Annotated in this window: 21 protein-coding genes; 12 read left to right on the plus strand and 9 right to left on the minus strand. The window is 61.2% G+C overall.

What is annotated here, in order from left to right; genetic code table 11:
* Nucleotides 1–42: 42 nt before the first annotated feature.
* Complete coding sequence (locus tag ASD44_RS17330; protein WP_056114795.1) at nucleotides 43–306, plus strand: DUF6460 domain-containing protein; 264 nt, start codon at nucleotides 43–45, stop codon at nucleotides 304–306.
* Here ASD44_RS17330 and ASD44_RS17335 read toward each other — a convergent pair.
* Nucleotides 290–1,198 (minus strand): histone deacetylase, encoded by a 909-nt coding sequence (locus tag ASD44_RS17335; RefSeq protein WP_056114798.1) that lies wholly within the window; start codon nucleotides 1,196–1,198, stop codon nucleotides 290–292. The two genes, ASD44_RS17330 and ASD44_RS17335, sit on opposite strands and share 17 nt — an antisense overlap.
* A 151-nt stretch (nucleotides 1,199–1,349) precedes the next feature.
* Between ASD44_RS17335 and ASD44_RS17340 the strand changes: the two genes are divergently transcribed.
* Nucleotides 1,350–2,672, plus strand: coding sequence for an MATE family efflux transporter (locus tag ASD44_RS17340; protein ID WP_056116457.1), 1,323 nt, complete (start codon nucleotides 1,350–1,352; stop codon nucleotides 2,670–2,672).
* 12 nt (nucleotides 2,673–2,684) lie between these two features.
* Here the strand turns inward: ASD44_RS17340 and ASD44_RS17345 are convergent, their stop codons facing one another.
* Both ASD44_RS17345 and ASD44_RS17350 read right to left on the minus strand, forming a co-directional pair.
* Nucleotides 2,685–3,758 (minus strand): quinone-dependent dihydroorotate dehydrogenase, encoded by a 1,074-nt coding sequence (locus ASD44_RS17345; protein WP_056114801.1) that lies wholly within the window; start codon nucleotides 3,756–3,758, stop codon nucleotides 2,685–2,687.
* Entirely contained in the window at nucleotides 3,755–4,105 is a 351-nt protein-coding gene (locus ASD44_RS17350) for a DUF952 domain-containing protein (protein ID WP_056114804.1), read from the minus strand. Before ASD44_RS17350 ends, ASD44_RS17345 begins: the two co-directional genes overlap by 4 nt.
* Nucleotides 4,106–4,225: 120 nt before the next feature.
* Here ASD44_RS17350 and ASD44_RS17355 point away from each other — a divergent pair, with 120 nt between their 5' ends.
* Both ASD44_RS17355 and ASD44_RS17360 read left to right on the plus strand, forming a co-directional pair.
* Entirely contained in the window at nucleotides 4,226–4,645 is a 420-nt protein-coding gene (locus ASD44_RS17355) for a hypothetical protein (RefSeq protein WP_056116459.1), read from the plus strand.
* A 187-nt stretch (nucleotides 4,646–4,832) separates the two neighbouring features.
* A complete protein-coding gene (locus ASD44_RS17360) occupies nucleotides 4,833–5,492 on the plus strand; it encodes a response regulator transcription factor (protein WP_056114808.1) in 660 nt (219 codons plus the stop codon).
* 5 nt (nucleotides 5,493–5,497) lie between these two features.
* Here the strand turns inward: ASD44_RS17360 and ASD44_RS17365 are convergent, their stop codons facing one another.
* Complete coding sequence (locus ASD44_RS17365) at nucleotides 5,498–8,983, minus strand: PAS domain-containing hybrid sensor histidine kinase/response regulator (protein WP_056114811.1); 3,486 nt, start codon at nucleotides 8,981–8,983, stop codon at nucleotides 5,498–5,500.
* Nucleotides 8,984–9,203: 220 nt separating this feature from the next.
* Between ASD44_RS17365 and mscL the strand changes: the two genes are divergently transcribed.
* The 3 genes from mscL to ASD44_RS17380 all read left to right on the plus strand — a co-directional run bounded on the left by mscL (nucleotide 9,204) and on the right by ASD44_RS17380 (nucleotide 12,067).
* Complete coding sequence (gene mscL, locus ASD44_RS17370; protein ID WP_056114815.1) at nucleotides 9,204–9,632, plus strand: large conductance mechanosensitive channel protein MscL; 429 nt, start codon at nucleotides 9,204–9,206, stop codon at nucleotides 9,630–9,632.
* Nucleotides 9,633–9,740: 108 nt separating this feature from the next.
* The gene (locus ASD44_RS17375; protein ID WP_056114818.1) at nucleotides 9,741–10,907 is read left to right on the plus strand and encodes a pyridoxal phosphate-dependent aminotransferase; all 1,167 of its coding nucleotides are present in this window, start codon (nucleotides 9,741–9,743) and stop codon (nucleotides 10,905–10,907) included.
* Between the two features lie 74 nt (nucleotides 10,908–10,981).
* A complete protein-coding gene (locus tag ASD44_RS17380) occupies nucleotides 10,982–12,067 on the plus strand; it encodes a branched-chain amino acid aminotransferase (protein WP_056114821.1) in 1,086 nt (361 codons plus the stop codon).
* Between the two features lie 104 nt (nucleotides 12,068–12,171).
* Here ASD44_RS17380 and hemA read toward each other — a convergent pair whose 3' ends face one another.
* Entirely contained in the window at nucleotides 12,172–13,449 is a 1,278-nt protein-coding gene (gene hemA / locus ASD44_RS17385) for a 5-aminolevulinate synthase (RefSeq protein ID WP_056114824.1), read from the minus strand.
* 269 nt (nucleotides 13,450–13,718) lie between these two features.
* Between hemA and galE the strand changes: the two genes are divergently transcribed.
* Both galE and ASD44_RS17395 read left to right on the plus strand, forming a co-directional pair.
* Nucleotides 13,719–14,714, plus strand: coding sequence for a UDP-glucose 4-epimerase GalE (galE, locus tag ASD44_RS17390; RefSeq protein ID WP_056114827.1), 996 nt, complete (start codon nucleotides 13,719–13,721; stop codon nucleotides 14,712–14,714).
* 72 nt (nucleotides 14,715–14,786) lie between these two features.
* The gene (locus tag ASD44_RS17395; RefSeq protein WP_056206876.1) at nucleotides 14,787–15,047 is read left to right on the plus strand and encodes a hypothetical protein; all 261 of its coding nucleotides are present in this window, start codon (nucleotides 14,787–14,789) and stop codon (nucleotides 15,045–15,047) included.
* 48 nt (nucleotides 15,048–15,095) lie between these two features.
* Here the strand turns inward: ASD44_RS17395 and ASD44_RS17400 are convergent, their stop codons facing one another.
* On the minus strand, nucleotides 15,096–15,569 hold the full coding sequence (locus tag ASD44_RS17400) for a ferritin-like domain-containing protein (RefSeq protein ID WP_056114832.1): 474 nt from the start codon (nucleotides 15,567–15,569) through the stop codon (nucleotides 15,096–15,098).
* Nucleotides 15,570–15,892: 323 nt separating this feature from the next.
* Between ASD44_RS17400 and ASD44_RS17405 the strand changes: the two genes are divergently transcribed.
* Nucleotides 15,893–16,381, plus strand: coding sequence for an SRPBCC domain-containing protein (locus ASD44_RS17405; RefSeq protein WP_056114835.1), 489 nt, complete (start codon nucleotides 15,893–15,895; stop codon nucleotides 16,379–16,381).
* A 79-nt stretch (nucleotides 16,382–16,460) separates the two neighbouring features.
* On the opposite strand, the gene ASD44_RS17410 is transcribed toward ASD44_RS17405, so the two are convergent.
* The 3 genes from ASD44_RS17410 to ASD44_RS17420 form a co-directional block, all read right to left on the minus strand.
* A complete protein-coding gene (locus tag ASD44_RS17410; protein WP_056114838.1) occupies nucleotides 16,461–17,300 on the minus strand; it encodes an NAD(P)-dependent oxidoreductase in 840 nt (279 codons plus the stop codon).
* Nucleotides 17,301–17,307: 7 nt separating this feature from the next.
* Nucleotides 17,308–18,912 (minus strand): nucleotidyltransferase family protein, encoded by a 1,605-nt coding sequence (locus ASD44_RS17415; protein WP_082542525.1) that lies wholly within the window; start codon nucleotides 18,910–18,912, stop codon nucleotides 17,308–17,310.
* A gap of 381 nt (nucleotides 18,913–19,293) precedes the next feature.
* The gene (locus ASD44_RS17420) at nucleotides 19,294–20,784 is read right to left on the minus strand and encodes a hypothetical protein (protein ID WP_056114845.1); all 1,491 of its coding nucleotides are present in this window, start codon (nucleotides 20,782–20,784) and stop codon (nucleotides 19,294–19,296) included.
* Nucleotides 20,785–21,244: 460 nt separating this feature from the next.
* Here ASD44_RS17420 and ASD44_RS17425 point away from each other — a divergent pair, with 460 nt between their 5' ends.
* Entirely contained in the window at nucleotides 21,245–22,753 is a 1,509-nt protein-coding gene (locus ASD44_RS17425) for an alpha-N-arabinofuranosidase (RefSeq protein ID WP_056114848.1), read from the plus strand.
* Between the two features lie 25 nt (nucleotides 22,754–22,778).
* Nucleotides 22,779–23,876, plus strand: coding sequence for a sn-glycerol-3-phosphate ABC transporter ATP-binding protein UgpC (gene ugpC / locus ASD44_RS17430; RefSeq protein ID WP_056114851.1), 1,098 nt, complete (start codon nucleotides 22,779–22,781; stop codon nucleotides 23,874–23,876).
* Nucleotide 23,877: the final 1 nt, after the last annotated feature.

Below are 23,877 nucleotides of genomic sequence, written 5' to 3' on the forward strand. Positions count from 1 at the left end.
TGCGTATCTGATTCCAGACCTGTTGAACGATGGAGACGAACCTTGTCCGCATTGGCGCGCTTTCTTGGTGACTCGCCGTTTCGCGTGTTTCTGAAACTGCTGGTCGTCTCCTTTTTGGTCGGGCTGGTGATGAGCGCCTTCGGATGGTCGCCCTTCGACGTGCTGCGGAGCATCCAGGACTTCTTCCTCGACATCTGGCGCATGGGCTTCCGCGCCATCGACAAGTTCATCGGCTATCTGCTTCTCGGCGCGGCGATCGTCATCCCGGCCTTCATCATCCTGCGCCTGTTCAGCTACCGGAAATAACGGCAGCCTCCTCGAACAGGATGGCGTGGCGAGCGGCGAGCGCCGGCACGTCGGTGGAATAGCCGCCGCCAATTACCCCGCAGACCGGAATGCTGGCGTCGCGGAAATGCGACAGAACCATGCGGTCGCGGGTGCGGATGCCGTCGCGACTCAGCGCCAGCCGCCCGAGGCGGTCATCGGCATGGACATCGACACCGGCATTGTAGAAGACGATATCCCATGTCCTGCGACGGGAAAGCTGCGGCAGGATTTCGGCGAGCGTTTCGAGATAGACCTCGTCTTCGGTGCCGTCTGGCAACGCGATGTCGAGATCCGAGGCAATCTTGCGGACCGGATAGTTGCGCTCGCCATGCATGGAAAAGGTGAAGGCGCGGGGTTCGTCGCGCAATATATCGGCGGTCCCGTCTCCCTGATGCACGTCGAGATCGACGACGAGGATGTCGTGCGCCGCGCCTTCTTCCAGAAGCAGCAGCGCCGCCACCGCCACGTCGTTGAACGTGCAGAAACCGGCGCCCTGGGCACGGCGTGCATGATGACTGCCGCCGGCGGTGTTGCAGGCGATGCCATGCGCCAGCGCCAGCCTCGCCGCCATGACGGTGCCGGCGCTGGCCAGTTGCGCGCGCAGCGACACTCGCGGGTCGACGGCAAAACCGATTTCGCGCTCGATGTTTGGCGGAACGGTCGAGGTAATGACCTGATCGACATAGGCGCTGTCATGGGCGAGTTTCAGCCATTCAGGCCTCGCCGGCTCGGGCATGTGGAGGTAGCTCCGGTCGATCAGGTCGCGCGTCTGCAGCGCCTCCATCAGCAGGGGATACTTGCTCATGGGAAAACGATGGTTGGCGGCGAAGCCGGCGTCGTAGCCGGGATGATGGACGATGTTCAGCGGCATTCACTTCGAGCAGGGATACGCCAACGCCGGAATTTTATTGGCAGATGAAGGCAGGTGGTTGCGCTTGCCCCTGAAACTGGGACACATCATCGTTTCGTTCAAGAGCCGGGTTTCGACCTCAGGGATATCCAAGCTGAACCAGATTGAACCGATGGGCGGGCAGGCGCGCGCCTTCACCGTCACCAACCGCCTCGTGCTTGTCATCGCAGTGCCGATGACGCTCGCCTATCTGACGACGCCGTTGCTCGGCATCGTGGCGACGGCGGTGGTGGGTCAGATGGGCGACGCAGCCCTTCTGGGCGGACTGGCGGCTGGTGCGCTGGTCTTCGATGTCGTCTTCACGACCTTCAATTTCCTGCGCTCCGGCACCACGGGTCTTGTCGCGCAGGCTTTTGGCCGGGGAGATGCGCTGGAGGAACAGGCTGTCTTCTGGCGGGCGGCGCTCATAGCGCTGGTGTCCGGCATCGTGCTGGCGGCGCTTTCGCCGGTGCTCACGGCCGCGGGCAAGTGGTTCATGGGCGCCGAGCCCCGCGTCAACGATGCGATGGCGATTTATGTCCATGTACGGATGCTGGGGGCGCCGTTCTCGCTCATCAACTACGCCATACTCGGTTACATTCTGGGACGGGGCGAAGGTACGCTGGGGCTTATCCTCCAATTCGTCCTCAACGGCATCAACATCGTCCTATGCATCATTCTGGGTCTTGAACTGGGGTGGGGTGTCGCCGGTGTCGCATGGGCTACGGTCTGCGGTGAATTCATCGCCATGACCGTCGGCCTGGCAATCGTCATTCAGCGCTTCCGAGCCGCGCCGCGCCTGCCGAAAGGGCGAGTCCTCGATCTCTCGGCATTCCGAGTCATGATGTCGTTGAACCGCGACATCATGATCCGTTCCTTCTCGCTCCTGGCGGCCTTCGCGCTGTTCATCAGGCAGGGCGCCCAGTATGGCACGGTGACGCTCGCCGCCAATTCCGTGTTGATGAACTTCTTTCTCTTTGCGGGCTTCTTCCTCGACGGGTTCGCCACGGCGGCGGAACAACTGGTCGGACGGGCGATCGGCGCGCGTCTTGAGAGCGCCTTTCGGCGCGCCATCCGGCTCACGGTGATCTGGGGCTTCGGCCTGGCCGGGATTACAACGCTGGCGCTGCTTGTCTTCGGAACCGACCTGATCGCGGTGATCACCACCGCGCGCGACGTCCAGGCCGAAGCCGCGATTTTCCTGCCCTGGGTAGCGTTCACGGCGCTCAGCGGCGTGCTCGCCTTTCAGATGGATGGCGTATTCATCGGCGCGACATGGTCGCGCGACATGCGCAACATGATGCTTCTGTCGTTTCTGATTTTCTGCGCGGCGCTTCTGACGCTGGGCCCGGCCTTCGGCAATCACGGGCTTTGGGCGGCGCTGAACATATTTCTGCTGGCGCGCGGGTTTAGCCTGCTGGCGGTACTGCGCATTCGGGTCAGAACGGCGTTCTGACAAGCCAGCTTGTTAGATCTGCTTGCCCGCCCAGTGGTCGAGCCGGCTATCGCGCAGCTTGTCGATCGAGGCGACGCCTTCCTTGTCGAGGATGCGCACCATCCCGTTCAGGATTTGGCCTGGCAGGGACGGCCCGGCATAGATCATGCCGGTGTAGAGCTGCACCAGATCGGCGCCGGCGCGGATTTTCTCCAGCGCCGTTTCGGCGGAATTGACGCCGCCGAGACCGATGATCGCGCATTGCGGGCCAAGGAATTTGCGCATCCTTGCCAGCACCGCCGTCGAGCGTTCGAAAAGCGGCGTTCCAGAAAGTCCGCCCGGCTCGCCGTTGGCGCGGCTGTGCAGGGGTGGCCGCGTCGTCGTCGTGTTGGAAACGATCACGCCGTCGAGGCGCTGCTCCAATACTTCCGCTGCGATGTCCTGCATTTCCGCTTCGGACAGATCCGGCCCGATCTTGAGAAACACCGGCGGCTGCGTGGATGCTGCCGCGCGCGCCGCCATGACTCGCGAAAGCAGTTCCGACAATTGCTCGCGCGCCTGCATGCCGAGCAGGCCCGGCGTATTGGGCGACGAGATGTTGACCGTGAGGTAAGACGCCAGCGGCGCGAAACACGTGACGCCCTTTTCGTAATCTCCGACGCGGTCCGTGCTGTCCCGGTTGGCGCCGATGTTGACGCCAACGATGCCGGGCCGGCTCTTCCGCGCGATCAGTCGCGCTTTTGCAGCGTCATGGCCCTCATTGTTGAAGCCCAATCGGTTGATCACCGCGTCATCCTGCTCGAGGCGGAAGATGCGCGGCTTCGGATTGCCCGGCTGCGCCAGCGGCGTGATCGTGCCGACTTCCGCAAAGCCGAAGCCGAGCGAAAGCAGCCCGTCCGGCACCTCCGCATTCTTGTCGTAACCTGCCGCCATGCCGAGCGGATTGGGAAAGCTCATGCCGCAGATGTCGACATTCAATCGCGTGTCGCGCGGCGGACGGGCGGCCACGGGCACGCCGCACCTCAAGGCTGCAATGGAAAGACCGTGGGCTGTCTCCGGATCGACGGAGAAAAGAAGCTTCTTGCCGATCCGGTCCAACACGCTCATTCCGTCTCCATGTCCGGGAATTGATGCAGGCCGTCCGGCCCGAGAGGCAATGGTCTGACCCAAAGGACCGCATCCAGCCCGAGCGGGCCGTAAAGATGCGGGAAAAGCTGGCCGCCGCGCGACGTCTCGTATTTGAGCGCCGACCCGAGACGATCTGCGTCGATGGCAACCAGCACCAGATCGGTCTGGCCGGCAAAATGCTTGGCTGCGGTTTCCGGCGCCTGTGCGGCGGTGGAGAAATGGATGAATCCGTCGCTGACGTCGATCGGCGCGCCGGTAAAGCGGCCCATTCTTTCGGCCTCGCGCCAAAGGTCTGCGGGCGCAATCTTGTAAATCATTCGCGGCATGGCTGCGCTATAGTCCGAATGTGCGAGCCGGGAAAGGGAGTGTGAAGCTTCATCCCCATTTCCGGCACAAAGACCGGCTAGTTTTTTGGCGATTGATCCTGGAGACCTCGGATGAACGCGATGCTTGTACGATGCCTCATTGTTCCGGCCACCCTGACTTCTTTTCTCGTGGCCTCCGCCAATGCTCAGGATTCGGAGCGCTACCAGCTTGAAAAGTCCGGCGACCATTATGTTCGCATGGACAAAAGCACTGGTGCTCTCTCCACATGCGAGGAGCGTGACGGGCAAATGGTCTGCCGCATGGCGGCGGATGAGCGCACGGCGTTCCAGGACGAGATCGACCGCTTGCAGTCTTCGGTCAAGATGCTGGACGAGCGTGTGGCCAAGCTTGAGGGTTCGCTTGCGGCAAAGCTCGAATCTACCCTTCCCAGCGAGGAGGATTTCGACAAGACCATGAGCTACATGGAGCGCTTCTTCCGCAAGTTTCTCGGCATCGTGAAGGAACTGGAAAGCGAAGAGACGCCGCCGCAAAAGACGTGAAGCGGGCTTCCAGCCATACGGAATAGACCGTGCAGAGCGGTTGCGTCGGCTTGCTGCTTGAAATGACCGTGTTTAGCCGCATAATCCGCCGCGCCGGTGTCAGGCGATGGGGATCATGGGATGCGCGCCTGACAGACGGCCGCAAAATTTGGTAGGGTTCCAGTTCGGAGCCTCCGGGGGAGACAGGATGCCGGCAGGTCACAGCTTCGTCATTGCCGACGATCATCCCCTGTTTCGGGGTGCGTTGCGCGAGGCGCTGGCAGGAATCGGCGATGTCAGCGCCATTCACGAGGCGGGTGATTTCGAAAGCGCCAAGGCGCTGGTCCTTGCCAATGAGGACATTGATCTCGTCTTGCTCGACCTTTCCATGCCTGGCGCCAGCGGGCTTTCAGGGCTTATATCGCTCCGTGGCATCCATCCGACCGTGCCGATGGTGGTGGTCTCGGCACATGACGACCCGGTGACGATCCGGCGCTCGCTCGATCTCGGTGCATCCGGATTCATCTCCAAGTCGGCAAGCATGGACGAAATCCGCCGGGCGGTTCTGACTGTGCTTGCCGGCGACATCGCCGCGCCTGTCGGCGTCGATCTCGGTATCGAGCGCGATCCGGAGATTTCTGAACTCATCAAGCGCTTGCAGACACTCACGCCGCAGCAGACGCGCGTGCTCGGCATGCTGGCCGAGGGGCTACTCAACAAGCAGATCGCTTATGAACTCAGCGTCTCGGAGGCGACGATAAAGGCGCATGTGTCGGCGATCCTGCAGAAGCTCGGCGTCGATAGCCGCACGCAAGCCGTCATCCAGCTTTCCAAGATCGGCGGCGATCCCTTGCAGAGCGGTGGCTGACGCCGCTACTCCGCAGCCGTTGCAGTCGGCCTGATCCGGGCCATCAGCGAGCGCAGGGCCGCGGGCTTCAGCGGCTTGTTCAGCACCGGCACATCCATTTCAGCGGCCGCAGCCCGCACCTCCGAAGAGCGGTCGGCGGTCACCAGCACAGCCGGCAATGATTCGCCATAGGCTGCACGCAGCCTGGCAATGACGCTCAATCCGGTCTCGCCGTCGAGATGATAATCCGCGACGACGAGATCAGGCCTGCCTTCGATGGCGTCCGGATGGCCTACTCCTGACGACGTCGCGACGCGGCATCCCCAGGCCTCGAGCAGCAGGCGCATGCCCTCCACAATGCGGATGTCATTGTCGATGCACAGGACCCGCAGGCCCGAAAGCGTGGCGGGCGAGCGTTGCGCCGGCTTCGCCACCACTTCCGATCGTAACGCGGTTGCCGTCTCGATCGGCATGATGACGGAAAAGCGCGTGCCCTTACCCGGATTGGAAAAGATGCGGATTTCAAGCCTGAGCACCCGCGCGATGCGGTCGACGATGGACAGGCCGAGCCCCAGGCCGGCGGCCTCGCGCGCGCCTTCGTCCAGCCGGGTGAATTCACGGAACACCGCGTTCAGCTTGTCACCTGCTATGCCGATGCCGGTATCCAGGACCTGGACCTCCAGCAGTTCGCCGCGCCTGCGCACACCGACAAGCACGCGGCCACCACGCGTATATTTTATGGCATTCGATACGAGGTTCTGGATCAGCCGGCGCAAGAGGTTGCGGTCCGTTTTCACCGTAAGCGAGCAGGGCATGATGATGAGCCGAAGCTTCTTTTCCGCCGCCATGGGCTGGAAGTCGGTGCCGATCTGGCGCAGCAGCCCGTCGAGACGGAATGCGGTCTCCTCCGGTTTCATGGCGCCGGCGTCGAGTCGGGAAATGTCGAGCACCGCGCCGAGAATGGTCTCGACCGACTCCAGCGACGATTCGATGTTGACCGCCGCCCGGCTGGCTGGACCCTTGCCGGCTTTTTCGATGAGCGACGCACAGTAGAGCCGCGCCGCATTGAGCGGTTGCAGGATGTCGTGTCCGGCGGCGGCAAGGAACCGCGTCTTGCCGAGATTGGCCTCCTCGGCCAGCATCTGCGCCTGCGCCAGTTCCTCATTGACGCGGGTCAGTTCGGCGGTGCGCGTCCTGACCCTCAGTTCCAGGGATTCATTGGCGCGCTTCAGCGCAATGTCGGCCTCGACGCGCGCCGAAATGTCGGCATAGGTGGCGACGATGCCCCCGTCCGGCATCGGATTGGATACCAGCTCGAGGATGCGCCCGGTCGTCTTCATCTCGACCTGCCAGGGACCGTCGAAATTGGTCAGGCGGTTCAGCATGGCCGTTTGACCGGCCGGCGGTATGTCGCCCCGCCGGGCCAGATGCTGAAGGATCTGGTCCAGCGAGACACCCACCTGGCCGAGATCGTCGGGCAGGTCGAACAGCATCCGGTACTGCCGGTTCCAGCAGATCAGCCGGAGATCCTTGTCGAAGACGGTAATGCCTTGTTCCATCTGATCGAGAGCCGTCTGCAACAGATCACGGTTGTGCTGCAGCGCTTCCGTCGCATCGTCCAGCAGCCGGAACGCATCCTTGGATTCGCGGTCGTTGCGGCGAAACAGCAAGGACAGGATGAGCCGGGCAGACGATGAGCCGACGGCGCTGGCCAGAAGCTGCTCCGAAAAGCGGATGACGTCCATGCTTGCCTGCTCATTGCCGTGCAGGATAAGGCCGTTGTTGCCTTGGTATGTCTGGAAGGAACGTTCGGTGCGTTCGACGCCGAGATAGCGCGAGATGGTGTCCTTGAGATCGTCTACCGTTGTCGTTGTGCGGAAGCGGCGCAGGTTCGGCATCGGCCCCGTCTCGCGCGGCACGAAGATCGATGCCTGGATGCGCTCCAGCGGCACCGAAGTCCGCGACAGCGAACCGAAAAAGAAGAACAGCGCATTGACCGAAAGGCTCCACAGCACGCCATGGTTCAGCGGCTCGGCACTGGTGCCGAACAAGGCTTGCGGCCGCAGCGCCTCGATCCCGAACAGCCCGTTGACGACGATGGCATTGTCCGGCGCCGCCAGCGTCGGGAACAGCAGCGTGTAGCCCCACACGATGATGCCCGCGGCCATGCCGAGTGCTGCGCCCCGCCCGTTGGCGCCGCGCCAGATCAGTCCGCCAATCAGGGCCGGTGCGAATTGCGCAATCGCCGCAAACGACATCAGGCCGATCGACGACAGGCGCGCGCTGTCTGTGCTGGCGCGATAGTACAGGAAGGCGATGAACAGCAGGATGAAGATCGAGGCTCGGCGTACGTTGAGGATGAGCGTCGACCAGTCCTCGTTTTCCGAGGTCGAGGTTTTCAGGACCCGACGCACGAACAGCGGAATGATCAGGTCGTTCGAGATCATGATCGAAAGGGCTACGCTTTCCACGATCACCATGGCGGTTGCCGCCGACAAGCCGCCGATGAAGGCAGCCATGGCCAGCCCGTCATGACCGCTGAGCAGTGGCAGGGACAGCACGTAGAGATCGCTCGACGTGCGTCCGCCGACCATCGCCAGACCGGTCAGCGCGATCGGCAGCACGAACAGGTTGATGGCGATCAGATAGAGTGGGAACACCCAGCTCGCTGTACGAAGTTCGTGCTCGCTGCGATTTTCCACGATGGTGACATAGAACTGGCGCGGCAGCATCAAGATGGCGAAACCGCTGAGACCCGTCAGCACAAGCCAGGTGGCGAGCGATGTTCGATAACTCATCGCGTCGCGCACCTGCGGATCTGCCGCCAGGATTTCAAACATCTTGGCTGGGCTGCCAAATATGGCGAACGTGACCATCAGCCCGATCGCCAGGAACGCCGCCAGCTTGACCACCGATTCGACCGCCACCGCCAGCACCAGCCCGTCCTGATGCTCCGTCGCATCGGCATGGCGCGTGCCGAACAGCACCGCGAACAGCGCCAGCAGCATGGCCACGATCAGCGATATGTCGCTGACGAACGGATCGAAGGATGGCGGTGCGCCGGTATAGTACTCGACCATGAGGCTGACCGAGCCTGAGATCGCCTTCAATTGCAGGGCGATATAGGGCACGGCGCCGATCATCGCGATCAGTGTGGCGATTGCCGCCACGGTGAAGCTCTTGCCGTAGCGTGCGCCGAGGAAATCGGCGACCGAGGTGATTTTCTCGGTCTTGGCGAGGCGCACGATGCGGGAAAGCAGCGGGAAACCGAACAGGAAAACCAGCATCGGTCCGATATAGATGCCCAGAAATTCAAGTCCGCGCTCGGAGGAGAGACCGACCGAACCAAAGAAGGTCCACGACGTACAGTAGATGGCAAGACTCAGCGCATAGATGAATGGCCGCGGACGACCCGGCCCATGGGCGGTCGAACGACGGTCGCCGAGACTGGCGACGACAAAAAGAAGCGTCACATAGGCGAGTGCTATGATGACGATGAACCAGCCCTGCACGCCGGTGCTCCTCCAACAGCCAGCCTCCCGGCTCGGTGGAGGCAATCACAGCTTCGAAGCCAAGTCCACTGGCGCGTGCCTTGTCAAAAGGTCTTCTTGGCCGCGTTATTTTTGGGTTTTGCAATCTATGGTTTTTGTTATGGTGCATTTGGCCGCGATTGGAGCGGGATAGGGAAACGACCGTCAATCTTCTGAAGCTGGACGGAGCAAGAGGGACAAAATGCTGAAAGAATTCCAGGAGTTCATCTCCAAGGGCAACGTCATGGACCTCGCGGTCGGTGTCATCATCGGCGCTGCCTTCGGCAAGATCGTCGACTCGCTTGTCAACGACATCATCATGCCGATCGTTGGCGCGATTTTCGGCGGCCTCGATTTCAATAACTACTTTGTCGGCCTGTCCTCCACGGTCACCGCCACTTCGCTCGCAGCCGCCAAGGAACAGGGCGCGGTGTTCGCCTATGGCAGCTTCATCACCGTGGTGCTGAATTTCATCATTCTGGCCTGGATCATCTTCCTGATGGTCAAGGCGGTGAACAACATGCGCAGGCGCCTCGAGCGTGAGAAGCCGGCCCCGCAAGCCGCGCCGCCGCCGGCAGATGTCGCTTTGCTTACCGAGATTCGCGACCTGCTCGCCAGGCGCCCTGCCTGAACAGCTTTTCTGTTCTGGACCAAGACCCCGGTCGTTTTCGGCCGGGGTCTTGTATTTTCGCGGAGCCGTAAACCGGCTAGCACTTAGCCAAGATGCATCGGTCAAAACATGGTCCTGTTTGAATCCCTTCGCGCCCAGGCGCGCGCAGCCCCGGAAAGCGGCATCGTCGCGGTGATGAACCGCGGCCGTGGCCGCGACGGCATGATTCCGCTGTGGGCGGGCGAGGGCGACATGCCGACGCCGGCATTTGTCACCGAGTCCGCACGGCAGGCGCTCGCATCGGGCGAAACCTTCTACACCTGGCAAAAGGGCATACCGGAACTGCGTGACGCGCTGGCGCACTACTACCGCCGGCATTTCGGCAAGGCTTTCGCCAGCGAGGAGTTCATCGTTACCGGTTCCGGCATGCACGCCATCCAGCTCGCCATCGATGCGGTGGCGGGCGCTGGCGATGAAGTGATCTATCTTTCCCCTGCCTGGCCGAACTTTGCCGCCGCTGCCGCGATTGCCGGGGCGGTTCCGGTTCCGGTGACGTTGGACAATGCCGGAAACGGATGGTCGTGCGATCTCGAGAAGATCGCCGCCGCGATCACGCCCGCCACGCGCGCGATCTTCGTCAACACGCCGTCCAATCCGACGGGCTGGACCGCCGACCGCGAGACGCTGAAAGCGATCCTCAATCTGGCGCGAGCGAGGAAGCTCTGGATCATCGCCGACGAGATTTATTCGTTGTTCCACTATGGCGGCGGCAGGGCGCCCTCCTTTCTCGACGTCGCGACCGATGACGACCGTATCCTCTTCGTCAACAGCTTCTCCAAGAACTGGGCCATGACCGGCTGGCGCATCGGATGGGTCAAGATCCATCCATCGCTGCAGCAGGTCTTCGAGAACCTCGTTCAGTACTCCACCTCGGGCGTCGCGCAGTTCATGCAGCGCGGGGCGGTGACGGCGCTCGACGAAGGCGACGCCTTCGTCTTCGAACAGGTCGAGCGCGCGCGGCAGGCGCGCGATCTGGTCTGCGGCATTCTCGGCCAGACGGGCAGGGCGCGCTTCACCGTGCCGGCCGGCGCTTTCTACCTGTTCTTCGCCATCGATGGCATCGACGATTCCCGCAGCGCGGCATTCGACATCGTCGACAACGCCAATGTCGGATTGGCGCCCGGCTCCGCCTTCGGTCCGGGGGGTGAGCCGTTCCTGCGTCTTTGCTTCCATCGCCGGCTTGACCAGCTCGAAGAGGCGGCGATGCGGCTGGCGGACTGGATGCGGCGGCTTTAAGGATGCGACCGAATTCCGGCCTTGCCTTTGCACGCGAAACGCGCAAATCACGTCCGGTATCAGAGAGTAGACCCATGACAGACAAGACCGCGATCAAATCCATACCCCATGCTTCACCAACATCCGCCGACGCGCGCGCGGCGCGGATGGAAAATCCGGGGTTCGGAAAGGTATTCAGCGATCACATGGTCACGGTGACCTGGACCGCCGACAAGGGTTGGCACGATGGCGAGCTGAAGGCACGCGCGCCTTTCTCGATCGATCCCGCCGCAGCCGTCCTGCATTACGCGCAGGAGATTTTCGAGGGCATGAAGGCCTACAGGACGGAAAAGGGCATCGTGCTTTTCCGGCCCGAGGAGAATGCCCGCCGCCTCGCAATGTCGGCCGAGAGGCTCGCCATGCCGGCCGTACCGGAAGATTTGTTCCTGGATGCGGTCGAAGCGCTGGTGCGCGCCGACGCCGATTGGGTGCCGGGGGGCGATGGCAGCCTGTATCTGCGGCCCTTCATGTTCGCCAACGAGGCGTTTCTCGGCGTGCGTCCGGCAACGCAGTATATCTTCAGCGTCATCGCCTCGCCGGTCGGCTCCTATTTCAAGGGCGGCTACAAGGCGGTGTCGGTCTGGGTTTCCGACGATTACACACGCTCCGCGCCGGGTGGCACGGGTGCCGCGAAATGCGGCGGCAACTATGCCGCCAGCCTGGTCGCGCAAGCCGAAGCCTCCAGGCACGGCTGCGACCAGGTTGTATTCCTCGATGCAGCCGAGCATCGCTGGGTCGAGGAACTGGGCGGCATGAATGTCTGCTTCGTCATGGACGACGGTAGCCTGATCACGCCGCCGCTGGGTGGCACCATCCTGCCCGGCATCACGCGTGACTCGATCCTGACCTTGGCTCGCGAAAATGGCTTGCGCATCGAGGAAAAGCCCTACTCTTTCGACGAGTGGCGCAAGGACGCCGAAAGCGGCAAGCTGCGCGAGGCCTTTGCCTGTGGCACGGCGGCGGTCGTGGCCGGCATCGGCACCATCCGCTTCAACGGCGGCTCGTTCTCCATCGGCAACAGCGGCGACGGACCGGTGACGGCGCGCCTGCGCAGCGAACTGGTCGGCATCCAGCGCGGCACCGCTGCCGACAAGCATGGCTGGGTGCGCCCGGTCCTCTGAGGCGTCGCCACCGGCATAGCCTCTCCAGACAATGAAAAAGGCAGCCGGGTCACCCTGGCTGCCTTTTGTCTCGATCCTGACCTTAGGCTGGAATGACTTGCCGTTCAGCCCCCCGACTTAGGCACCAGCAGCGGGATGATGCGGTCGCTCTTGGCGACGGCGGGGCGTCCCGTCGCGCCATAGGGAATGCCGAGCGCATCCCAGGTCTCCACCAGCGCGTCCTGCAATTCTGCGATCAGTTGGTCGGAATGGAACGGCGTCGGCGTGACGCGCAGCCGCTCGGTGCCGCGCGGTACGGTGGGATAGTTGATCGGCTGGATGTAGATGCCGTGGACGCCGAGCAGGCGGTCGCTGGCCATCTTGCAAAGCTCGGGATCGCCGACCAGAATCGGGACGATATGCGTCGGCGATTCCATCACGGGCAGGCCGGCGGCCGAGAGCACTTCCTTGGTGCGCGTCGCCTGCCGTTGCTGCGCATCGCGTTCGGTCTGCGAGGTCTTGAGGTGACGGATGGCCGCCGTGGCCGCGGCCGCGATCGCAGGTGGCAGCGCGGTGGTGAAGATGAAACCCGGCGCGTAGGAGCGCACGGCGTCCAGCACCGTCTGCTTGCCCGTAATGTATCCGCCGAGCGTTCCGAACGCCTTGGCCAGCGTTCCTTCGATGATGTCGATCCGGTCGGCCAGCCCCTCGCGTTCGGTGATGCCGCCGCCGCGCGGTCCATACATGCCAACTGCGTGGACCTCGTCGATATAGGTCATGGCGTTGTATTTTTCCGCGAGATCGACGATCGCCTCGATCGGCGCTATGTCGCCGTCCATCGAATACACGCTTTCGAAGACGATCAGCTTGGCGCGTTCACGGCCGGCCTGTTGTAGCAGGCTTTCCAGATGCGCGACGTCATTGTGGCGGAAAATCTTCTTCTCCGCATTGGAGCGGCGCACGCCCTCGATCATCGAGGCGTGGTTCAACTCATCGGAAATGATGAGGCAATTGGGCAGCAGGCGCGCGATGGTCGAGATGGCGGCCTCGTTCGAGACGAAGCCGGAGGTGAAGACCAGCCCCGCCTCCTTGCCATGCAGGTCGGCGAGTTCATGCTCGAGCTCGACCAGCGGGCGATTGGTGCCGGAGATATTGCGGGTGCCGCCCGCGCCGGTGCCCATGCCGCCGGCAGCGGCTTGCATTGCGGCGATAACGTCCGGGTGTTGGCCCATGCCGAGATAGTCGTTCGAACACCAGACGGTGATTTCCTGAGCGCGGTCGTTGGCGCGCCACAGAGCACGCGGGAAGCGGCCGGCGATGCGTTCCAGATCCGCGAACACCCGATAGCGCCGTTCTGCGTGCAACTGGTCGATCGCTTCTTCGAAAAACCGTTGGTAGTTCATTCCGACATTCCAGTATCAGGCTCAATGGCAGGCGGAGGGGCTAATTTTTGGCCGGATAATAATCATTGGTCCGGGCCGCGTCCATCATGGCGTTCGGTCAAAATGCCACGCCCCATTATCGCCTAACGCATGGCTGTGGTTCGGTATTCCGGTTGACCGCGCACATTGGTATTTGCACGCATTGCCATGGCTTCTTAAAGGTTTTGCGGCATTTTGGGCACCTTCGCGGCATTTGAGACAGTTTACGGCACAACAAGGGTAGCGGCGGCATGGCGGTTCTGGTCACGGGCGGCGCGGGCTATATCGGCAGCCACATGGTCTGGGAGTTGCTCGACGCCGGCGAGCGGGTGGTAGTTCTCGACCGCCTGTCCACCGGTTTCGAATGGGCGGTGGCGCCGGAGGCGAAACTTATCGTCGGCGATGTCGCCGACCGCGAACTTGTCGCATCGGCCATTCGCGAGCACGGCGTCGATTCCATCATCCATTTCGCCGGTTCCATCGTTGTCCCGGAATCGGTCGCCGATCCGCTCGGCTATTACGAGAACAATACCTGCAAGACGCGCACGCTGCTCGAAACGGCAGTGCGTTCCGGCGTCGCCAACTTCATCTTCTCCTCCACCGCAGCCGTCTATGGCGGAGCCGGCATGGAGCCTGTGCGCGAGGATGCCCGCCTTGCGCCGGAGTCGCCTTACGGCCTGTCAAAGCTGATGAGCGAATGGATGTTGCGGGACGCCGCCGCCGCGCATGGTCTGCGCTACACCGCGCTGCGCTATTTCAACGTCGCCGGCGCCGATCCGAAAGGCCGCACGGGCCAGTCCACACCCGGCGCCACCCATCTCATCAAGGTCGCCTGCGAAACGGCGCTCGGCAAACGTGCATCCATGCAGGTGTTCGGCACGGACTACCCGACGCCGGACGGCACCTGCATTCGGGACTATATCCATGTCAGCGATCTCGCAGCGGCGCATCGGCTGGCATTGCAGCGGCTTCGGGAAGGCGGCGCGAACCTGGTGGCGAATTGCGGCTATGGCCATGGCTATTCGGTGCTCGATGTCATCGACAGCGTGCGCCGTGCTTTCGGCCACGACTTCGATGTCCGCATGGGGGAACGCCGTCCGGGCGATGCGGCCGCGGTCGTCGCCAATTCCGATCTGGCGCGTGGCGAACTGGGCTGGGTGCCGCGGCTCGACGACCTCGATCTCATCGTCAACGACGCGCTGCAGTGGGAGCGGCTGCTGACGGGCAAGAATTCGGCGCGCGGCTGACGCGGGGCGCAGATCGCGAGGAACTTAAGCGCCGAGGCCGGGTTGTCCTGCATACAGCCACGGGAGCCCATGATGGAACCGAAAGACGCTTACGAAACCGGCGCGCGGAAATATCCGGCGGCCACCGGTCCCGATCCTCACGACGATTTCTCGCAGGACGCGGCAGGCAACAAGCCGCCCGCCGAAGGGTTTGGCAACGCATCTCCCCGCGGCGACACGGATGACAAGACACGCCATTCCGAAGGCCGCGACCCGCCAAATGCCACCGCGCCGAAGCTGCCGGGCGGCACTGCTGGAGCACCCGCGCCGGGTGCGCCCGAACGTAAGCTATGAAAGACGTTGTGAGACGGGAGGCCCGGCGCAAGGCCGGGCCGCGGCAGCCTAGGACTTGTTGACCGAAGTCACCGCGAGATTGGTGAGCTTGTTGTTGGTCGCCTTTTCCTGGTCGAGTATTTCGCTCAGCAGCTTGTGCGCTTCGTCGTGGCCAAGAACCTTCGCCCATTCCCGCAATGAGCCGTAGCGGGCAATCTCATAGTGCTCCACCGCCTGGCAGGCAGCCAGCAAGCCGGCATCCAGCGCCGTGCCGGAAGCTTCTTTCATGATCCCGTCGGCTTCCTTCAGCAGGCCCTCGATGGCGTCGCATTTTTCGCCCTCGGCCTTCTTGCCGATAGACGTGAAGACCTTCTTGAGCGTTGCGATCTGGCCCTTCGTCTCTTCAAGGTGGTCTTCTGCGGCCTTTTTCAGCTTGGCGTCCGTCGCCGCCTTGGCAACCTTGGGCAGCGCCTTGGTGATTGCGTTTTCAGCGTAATAAATGTCCTGAAGCGTATGTTCGAAAACATCGGCGAGCGTTTTCATGAAGTGTCCTCCTTGCCGGAACTGGCAGGGCAAAACGAACGTCGCGATTTAAGGTTCCTAGGCTTTTCCAGCAACCGGTCCGATACGATTGATCGTGGGAAGCCGCCCAGGTGGATTCCTTCAGATAGGATGAGATCGGTGGATTTGCGGGTCGTTGGACATGTTCGGCCTGATATTCAGCCTCTGTGAGGATGAGCGCCCAGCGACTTGTGTTGAAGGCTGGGTTGGCGTCGATATAGCGCCGAATCCCGCCAGACTTGTAACTCTCGACCGCCGCGGCGATTGATCATAGTCGGGTCCTCAACTTAACCAGGAGCGATCCCATGAATACGCAGCAGAGCTACACCACGAGCTTTTCGGTTGATCAGACGCCGGAGGAGGTCTTCACAGCCATCAACAATGTCCGGGGCTGGTGGTCGGAAAACGTCGAGGGTGCGACCGATCAAGTGGGCGTCAGCTACAAATACCGCTTCCGCGACCTGCACCGTTGCGAGATCGAAGTGACGGAACTGGTCGTCGGCAAGAGGGTTGCCTGGCACGTCGCCGAGAATTATTTCAGCTTCACCGACGATGACACCGAGTGGAAGGATACCGATATGGTGTTTGACATCGCCCGGCGCGACGGCAGGACCGAAGTCAGGTTCACCCATGTCGGCCTCGTCCCTGAAAACGAATGTTACGACGCCTGCACCGACGGGTGGCGGACCTACATCAACGGCAGCCTGAAGGCACTGATCGAAACCGGCAAAGGCAATCCCAATATTGGTGAGGCCATCACCGGAAGCGAGCTGACGCTGGCCGGGGCGGAGTAAATTCGCCGACCCTGAAACAGAGCCCGGTCATGACCGTGGCTCTCTTTCGTTCATGAAGCAGCCGGGCGCCGCTCGATCGCTACCAGGTCGGCGGGACAATCCGCTTCAGCAGCGACGGCAGCTTTTCAAACGAGACACGCGCGACAAATGCCTGGAATTTGCGGGTGGCAGTCACGCGCACCGTGTGTTGATCCTGGGGGGAATAACCCAGTTCATCACGCGTATTTTGGATATCCCAGCGAGACCCGGTTATCGCCGACGTGACATTGTACACGCCGTAGCCGGGGCTGGGACGTTCGATCGCCAATTGGAACGCCTGGCACATGTCCCGGTCGCTGAGCCAATGACTCTGCTGCCAGTCGCCGCGTACCATTTGAACGCTGGGGCGATTATTCTGCCGAAGACAGGCCCCCAGCCGTAGAACGACAGTTTCGATTCCGTAGTTCTCATGAAAGCTGCGCCCGACGCGCTCGCCGAAGGTCTTGGTCGCGCCATAGGCATTCATGGGCGAAGGGGTCGTGTCGCCCCGAATGATGTTGTCGGCAAATCGATATCCGGCCATCGGCCAGACGGAACTGGAAAAAATGACCCTTTTTACGCCCTGCTTCTGGCACGCGCAGTAAAGGTTCAGAAGCCCATCGACATTCGGACCGATGGCGTCACCCCAGGATGCGTAATTTCTGGCGTAGGCAGCCAGATGCACCACGGTGTCGATGCCGCTCAGGTATTTACTCCAGGTTTCCGGCGCATCCGTCAGGTCAGCCTTATGGATCCCGCCGCTGCTCGCCTCCTTGTCGAGCCCGGTGATATTGTATCGTTCGAGCTGTTGCAGGTGACTGTACAGTTTCTGCCCGATGCTGCCGGATATGCCGGTTATCAGGATGTTTTTTGGCGGTTCGCCGTCGCTTTCGAAAGCCATTTTTGTTTCACTCCGCCCGAATGACCAGCGGGCCTTTCGAGCCGGCGGTGTAGAACGCGAACCCGGCATTGTCGGGGAAAGCATAGTACGATCGACGGATCGAGAATTCGAGGACGATAGGAAGCGACTTGGTCCAGCCCTCCGCGCTCGGCGAAGCCATCAGCAGTTGCAGCATATTGCCACCTTCATGCTCCAGCATCGCTGCGCAGCTCCCGTCGGTGACGCTGTCGGGCGGCCCCAGCCCCCAGCCGGACAGATGTCTGAGCGTTACCGTTCCGGCCCTATCGAACACAGCGACATAACCAAGTCCGGGATAGGGATCGCCGCCGTCGGGACGGGACAGCGAAACGCGCAAAGCATGGCTGCCAATGAAATCCAGCGCCCCGGCGGGGTAAATGATCTCCACGGCCATGCGGTCGTGGACGAGATGAATGCGGCATCTCAGGTCGATACCGAGTTCATTTTCGATCGGGTTCTCCTGATCGGGCGCCAGACTTTCCGGTTCGCCGGCGACCGTGAGGAAAGGACCATTTTCAAGGTAGCGCCTTGCCCGGTGCTGCCTGCCTACGTGCCATGCGCCCTTCATGTTTGGAGACAGCAGAATGTCCCAGTTCAAATAGGGAAACTTGGCGGGCGAAGGAAGAGAGACGGGAGCGCCCGTACTCCAGAACGAATCGGCGGAAATCGGTAGCTGAAGGCCGCTATCAGTCACGGCGCTGACGACGTCGCAGATACGCTCCAGACAGTCATAGTCTTCTGCAAGCTTGATTGTCTTTGCCCAAATTTCCTTTGGCAGCAAATTAATGCAGCAATAAATATCCATTATATCTCTTAAACCAAAGAAATCGCTGTGCTCGAGGTCCTTGTATTTATCCATGAAGAAAAGCAGGAGGCCATAGTCGTAATCGGGGCCAAGTGCTTTGAAGCCGTCGAGATCATAAGGCTTGCGCCGCATCAGGATCGCCGTCTGGCCCGATCGTGAAAGATAGCGAACAGAGGTATGAATCTCGATGAACACAGGCACGTCATCCACGGTGCGTCCATAGCCCGCGAGCCCGCGTCTGCTGGTTGTCTGCAGCGGAAAATCCGGGCACTCGGGCGCGTTTCCGTCGTAGAAATATTCAAACCCGTCCTGTTTATATCCGCGGTCGCGCAGCAAGCGATCGACCTGCGCTGCCTGGTGCGGCTCGATCAGGATGTCGATGTCTGAGGCATCTCTCGCATAGCTGTCATTGTACAGCATCGCTGACAGAAACGGCCCTTTGAACGGCGAGCATGGAATCTGCCGCAAGCGAAAAAGATCCAGAATTTCGACCATCTCTGCAGCGAAGATGCGTCCTCGCTGCTTGGCAGATTCAGCATTATATTGAATATCGTTTCTTATACTCAATAGATTATAGTCGGCACCCAATTTAGCAAACAAATATGATAAATGATATTTTTGCAGTAATCCGACCAGATTTTTCTGCTCATCTGCAGAAATTTCATTCGAAACGGGCGCGCTCTTTCCCGTTCCGACAAGGACCACAAAATTCTGCAAAGCAGACAGGGCTGACGAAGTCTTGTCGTCGCGCTGGGTAGGGGACGTCTTGCTGACCAAATAGGCATCCATGTGTCATATCCTCCCAAATAGACATTTCTATTTTTGGATGCTTTATCATTTTATATTGTATATTATATTTACCGCCGCATCCACTGCAAATCATTGCATCGGTATAGTCAAGCTGCCTTTGATATGCCTACTTGACGATATCGCAGACCATGCAAGTCGAGCTTGTTGTTCGGGCCGCTGTTTACCCACGATGTAGCACCTAATCTTGGATTATATCACGTCAATTTGCTTTGTTGAATGATTTTGCTGCGGAGCATTTGGCGGCAACGCGAATCAACGCAGCCGCCGCAAGAGGCGGCGCTGCGCTTTTCATCGGGTTATTTGAGACCGGTTGTGGCAGGAGGCGCGCAATAGGCGACAAATTTGTCGCCGGCGGACAGATCACGTCAGCCGGATTCGCAGCGCCGCCATGTAGCCGCGCTCGGATTCCCATGGCATGGCAGGCGCCGACACGGCGACCACCATGTTCAGCTCATCATCGCGCTGATCTTCCGGGAGTCTGTATTGCAGCCGCATCATCCTCGAACCCGGTTCGTAGGAACTGCCGACCATGGCCTTGTAGGCGGCCTCGGATCCGCAAAGATACTCAACTTCAGGAGTATAGAGATTGTCCCATTCTAGGCATTCGCCGTTGAGTTCGAAGTAGGAGCGATATTCTATGTGAATCTCGACGCCCGCCTTGAACGCCAGGGAAAGCACCAGCCCGTCGCGGCTGATTTCCAGCGTGTGGTTGTCGAGCAGCGTATGGCCGACAAGCACGACGCCGATCTCTTTTTGCACGGCCGGATCATCCAGCGCGAAGACCTTGCGCTCGCCGTCGGCCAGCGTCATCGCCGGAACCTTGAGGCTGTCGGTCACCTCGTGCGTCGGGACGAGGATTGTCAGGTCGCGCACCGCATCGCGGGTGAAGGGCAGCCAGAAGCCGCCGGCCACCAGATGCAGCATCCAGTCGTCCCCGATGGCGCTGGACTCAACATCGCCGAACGCCTCGCGGTAGATCGCCGAAAGCCTTGTGTCGCCGAGGATCTCCTCGGTGTTGCCGGCAAACCACCGTAGCGCGTCCCGCAAGCCTTGCCGCTTGATAAGCTCGATGAACTCCGCCTTCGAAAAACCAGGATCATCCAGCGCATCCCGGACCTCGCAGAGATCCGACAAGCGCTGCGGCGGATGGTTTTTGAGATACCATGCCGCCTGCGTGACGAAGTCCCGATGGCTGGCCGCCAGCGTGATGGTCGCGGCCGTGGTCCGCGACGGCACGAAGAAACGTGCGCCGTGTGGGTCGACCGCCAGGCCATTCGCGATCAACTCCGCGACGGGCAGGCCGGTTTCATGAGCGCGGTGGGTGCTCAGCGTGCATCCGCCGCCGTCTTCAACCAGATGCGTTATGTAGGGCGTGATCTCCCAGGCCGGGTAGTAGCGGTGCAGGTCGATATGCGCGCCTTCGAAATCGAGGTTGGCGACTTCGTGCAACGGCAGCCGGTCTCGGAGATGCGGTATATTATCAGCGTTGACCCGCTCGAGCAGGACGCTTGGCTTCGATACGGCAATATCCAGATCGCCGGTCGCCCGGATGTTGAAGTCATTCGTATAGAAAAAGCAATGACATTTAAAAAGAACGACATCCATGTCGTAGCAGTAAAGCTTTATAAATTTGGCGAGCTTTTCCAAAAGGAAGTTAAAATGACCGGTCCACTTGTCATAGGTTTCCAGGGCGATTTGCCGAACTTCGCCGAATGCTGGATCTCCGGTTTTGTCGATAGCGGTAATAAGCCGCCCGACAACACGCTGCGCCAGCAGGAAATCGACAGAATCCCGCGGGTTTTGCAGGAGGCATGACGGCGGATCGCTGCGAACTCCGGCAGTGAAGGCCATCAGATGGGCCGCTGTTTCGCGATCTCGTATAGCTACGTATTCTTCAGCCGGCACGCCAACCCCCGTTGTTGATAACGCCCTATGCAAAAGGCAATCCTGAAGCCTTCGTCAGAATGGACCTGATGAGGCGATAGTCTCAATTTGTCGCAAAAATCTTGTATTGGCGGTATTTTTGATACGCGGCAACATGCCGGTACGATGCCGAAGTGTCCAGCCTTAAGTCGTGGATTATGGGTGTCCCAACAATGCGCCGGCGACGCGAAAAGCGGCTTTGAACCGGTTGTTGCTGGCGCCGAAGGTGCGTTCAACGACGTGACAGCCCGACCAGATCGTGGCCGCCATCGGTCGTTCGGATAGACGTTTCCGCGCTCATTTCGTCCGTCAGATAATCCTCGACGCTCGCACCGTCCTGTGCAATTTATTGATATGAATCTCCTTTTCGAGCACGCGGGGAGCACGTATGCGCGCAGTCGGAACCGCTCACAGCGGTTACGTCGTCAGTACTGTTGATCCCCGGCTTTATGGCTCCTTCGTTGAGCATCTTGGTCGTGCCGTCTATTCCGGCATCTACGAGCCGGGCCATCCGACGGCCGACAAGAACGGCATGCGGCAGGATGTCATCGACCTCGTCCGTGAAGCCGATGTTCCGATCGTCCGCTATCCCGGCGGCAATTTCGTTTCGGTCTATAACTGGGAAGACGGCATCGGTCCACGCGAGGAACGTCCGGTGCGTCTTGACCTCGCCTGGCACAGCTCCGAGAGCAACCAGGTCGGTATCCACGAGTTCGCCGATTGGGCAGAGGCCGCCAACACAAGCATGATGCTGGCCGTCAATCTTGGCTCGCGCGGCCTCGAATCCGCTCGCGCCTTCCTTGAATACGTCAACCATCCGGGTGGCAGCCACTGGTCGGACCTGCGCCGCAAGAACGGCCGGGAAGATCCCTGGAACGTCAGGATCTGGTGCCTCGGCAACGAGATGGACGGCTCCTGGCAGATCGGCCAGAAAACGGCCGACGAATATGGCCGTATAGCGTTTGAAACCGCAAAGGCCATGCGCGCCTTCGACAAGTCGCTGGAACTCGTCGTCTGCGGCTCGTCATCACCGAAGATGGCGACCTATCCCGCCTGGGAAGCCACGGTTCTCGACTACACCTACGATGTCATCGACTACATCAGCCTGCACATGTATTTCGAAAATCACGCAGGCAACACAGCAGATTATCTTGCGCAGAACGCGCGTCTCGACGACTACATCACCACCATTGCCGGCGTGATTGCTTATACCAAAGCCAAAAAGCGCTCCAAGAAGGACGTCTACATCAGCTTCGACGAGTGGAACGTCTGGTACCACTCGCGCGAGGCCGACCGGAAGGTGGTGGAAGGCAGAGCCGGCTGGCCGCATGCCCCCACGCTTTTGGAAGACATCTACAATTTCGAGGACGTGCTGCAGGTCGGTTGCATACTCAACACCTTCATCCGCCGGTCGGACGTCGTGAAGGTCGGCTGCCTGGCCCAACTCGTCAACGTCATCGCCCCGATCATGACCGTTCCGGGTGGCCCGGCCTGGCGGCAGACGACCTTCTTCCCCTATGCCTACGCGTCCAGATATGGCCGCGGCAAGGCGCTGAACCTGTCGCTGGAGTGCCCCGGATATTCAACCGGATTCGCCGCAAGCGTTCCCTACCTTGACGTCGCCGCCGTGGAAACCGGGGCGGACGGCGCGCTGACCTTGTTCATCGTCAATCGCCACCAGACGGAAGCGGTCGATCTGGAACTCGCACTTGAAGGTTTCGGCGACCGCAAGGTGATCATGGACAAAGTGATGGAGGGGCACGATTTGCGCGCCGTCAATGGTCCGGGCGCCGAGACGATAGCGCCCAGGGATGCCTCGGGCGCATCGGCAGCGGGCGGCCGTCTTGTCGCCAGCATCACGCCGCTGAGCTACCGGATGATCCGGCTTGGGGCCTAGGCCGGCTCGGCTGGGAGGAGGAACAATGTCGGCATCCATCGAAATCACCGACGTCACCAAGCGTTACGGCGAACTGACGGTGCTGGACGATATTTCATTGTCCATCAGGGCTGGTGAGTTCGTCGTCATCCTCGGCCCGTCGGGCTGCGGGAAGTCCACGCTGCTGCGCATGATCGCGGGCCTTGAGGACGTGACGAAAGGCTCGATCTCGGTGGGCGAGCGACGCGTCGATACGCTGCCGCCCGGCCAGCGCGGCGTTGCCATGGTCTTCCAGTCCTATGCGCTTTATCCGCATATGACAGTGGCGCAGAATATGTCCTTCGGCCTCGAGAATATCGGGTTGCCGAAGGCGGAAATCCAACGCCGGGTCCTGCAGGCGGCGGCGACGCTCGAAATCGCCCATCTTCTCGGTCGCAAGCCGGCAAAGCTGTCGGGCGGCCAGCGCCAGCGGGTGGCGATCGGGCGCGCCATCGTCAAGGAGCCGAAGGCCTTCCTGTTCGACGAACCGCTCTCGAACCTCGATGCGGCTCTTCGTGGGCGCACCCGGCTGGAGCTCGCCCAGCTCCACACCCGGCTCGGCAGCACGATGATCTTCGTGACGCATGATCAGGTGGAGGCGATGACGCTCGCCGACCGCATCGTCATCCTGCACAACCGCAGGATCGAGCAGATCGGCACGCCGATGGAGATCTACCAGCGCCCGGCGAGCCGCTTCGTCGCCGGCTTCGTAGGCTCGCCGGCCATGAACTTCTTTCCCGTCGAAAGCGCCACGAGTAATGGCGAGATGCTGACGATCCAAACCGGTGGCTTGGGGAGTGTTGGGGCTGTCATCCGCCCGCCTTCGCGCTTTTCGCTGAGCGGCGCAAGCCTCGGCATCCGGGCCGAAGACGTCACCGTGTTGCCGGCTGGCCAGCCGGGCATTCCGCTCAAGGCCGAAGTCGTCGAGCGCCTTGGCGACCGGACCCTGATCTACGGACATCTCACGGATGGAACGAAGCTGACGGTCGAAGCCGACGGACGCAGCGAAGCGCGCAGCGGCGATATGGTGCAGATCGCGCTCGACACTTCGGCCATTCATCTTTTCGACGCCGCCGGCGCCGCCCATCATGGGGAGGGCGGTTGAT

The organism is Mesorhizobium sp. Root554 (assembly GCF_001427025.1).
Lineage (GTDB): Bacteria > Pseudomonadota > Alphaproteobacteria > Rhizobiales > Rhizobiaceae > Mesorhizobium.

Coding starts and splice junctions, on each gene's coding strand:
- ASD44_RS17335 (WP_056114798.1), bottom strand. CDS start 1,198: ATGCCGCTGAACATCGTCCATCATCCCGGCTACGACGCCGGCTTCGCC.
- ASD44_RS17340 (WP_056116457.1), top strand. CDS start 1,350: ATGGGCGGGCAGGCGCGCGCCTTCACCGTCACCAACCGCCTCGTGCTT.
- ASD44_RS17345 (WP_056114801.1), bottom strand. CDS start 3,758: ATGAGCGTGTTGGACCGGATCGGCAAGAAGCTTCTTTTCTCCGTCGAT.
- ASD44_RS17350 (WP_056114804.1), bottom strand. CDS start 4,105: ATGCCGCGAATGATTTACAAGATTGCGCCCGCAGACCTTTGGCGCGAG.
- ASD44_RS17355 (WP_056116459.1), top strand. CDS start 4,226: ATGCTTGTACGATGCCTCATTGTTCCGGCCACCCTGACTTCTTTTCTC.
- ASD44_RS17360 (WP_056114808.1), top strand. CDS start 4,833: ATGCCGGCAGGTCACAGCTTCGTCATTGCCGACGATCATCCCCTGTTT.
- mscL (WP_056114815.1), top strand. CDS start 9,204: ATGCTGAAAGAATTCCAGGAGTTCATCTCCAAGGGCAACGTCATGGAC.
- ASD44_RS17375 (WP_056114818.1), top strand. CDS start 9,741: ATGGTCCTGTTTGAATCCCTTCGCGCCCAGGCGCGCGCAGCCCCGGAA.
- ASD44_RS17380 (WP_056114821.1), top strand. CDS start 10,982: ATGACAGACAAGACCGCGATCAAATCCATACCCCATGCTTCACCAACA.
- hemA (WP_056114824.1), bottom strand. CDS start 13,449: ATGAACTACCAACGGTTTTTCGAAGAAGCGATCGACCAGTTGCACGCA.
- galE (WP_056114827.1), top strand. CDS start 13,719: ATGGCGGTTCTGGTCACGGGCGGCGCGGGCTATATCGGCAGCCACATG.
- ASD44_RS17395 (WP_056206876.1), top strand. CDS start 14,787: ATGGAACCGAAAGACGCTTACGAAACCGGCGCGCGGAAATATCCGGCG.
- ASD44_RS17400 (WP_056114832.1), bottom strand. CDS start 15,569: ATGAAAACGCTCGCCGATGTTTTCGAACATACGCTTCAGGACATTTAT.
- ASD44_RS17405 (WP_056114835.1), top strand. CDS start 15,893: ATGAATACGCAGCAGAGCTACACCACGAGCTTTTCGGTTGATCAGACG.
- ASD44_RS17410 (WP_056114838.1), bottom strand. CDS start 17,300: ATGGCTTTCGAAAGCGACGGCGAACCGCCAAAAAACATCCTGATAACC.
- ASD44_RS17415 (WP_082542525.1), bottom strand. CDS start 18,912: ATGGATGCCTATTTGGTCAGCAAGACGTCCCCTACCCAGCGCGACGAC.
- ASD44_RS17420 (WP_056114845.1), bottom strand. CDS start 20,784: ATGGCCTTCACTGCCGGAGTTCGCAGCGATCCGCCGTCATGCCTCCTG.
- ASD44_RS17425 (WP_056114848.1), top strand. CDS start 21,245: ATGCGCGCAGTCGGAACCGCTCACAGCGGTTACGTCGTCAGTACTGTT.
- ugpC (WP_056114851.1), top strand. CDS start 22,779: ATGTCGGCATCCATCGAAATCACCGACGTCACCAAGCGTTACGGCGAA.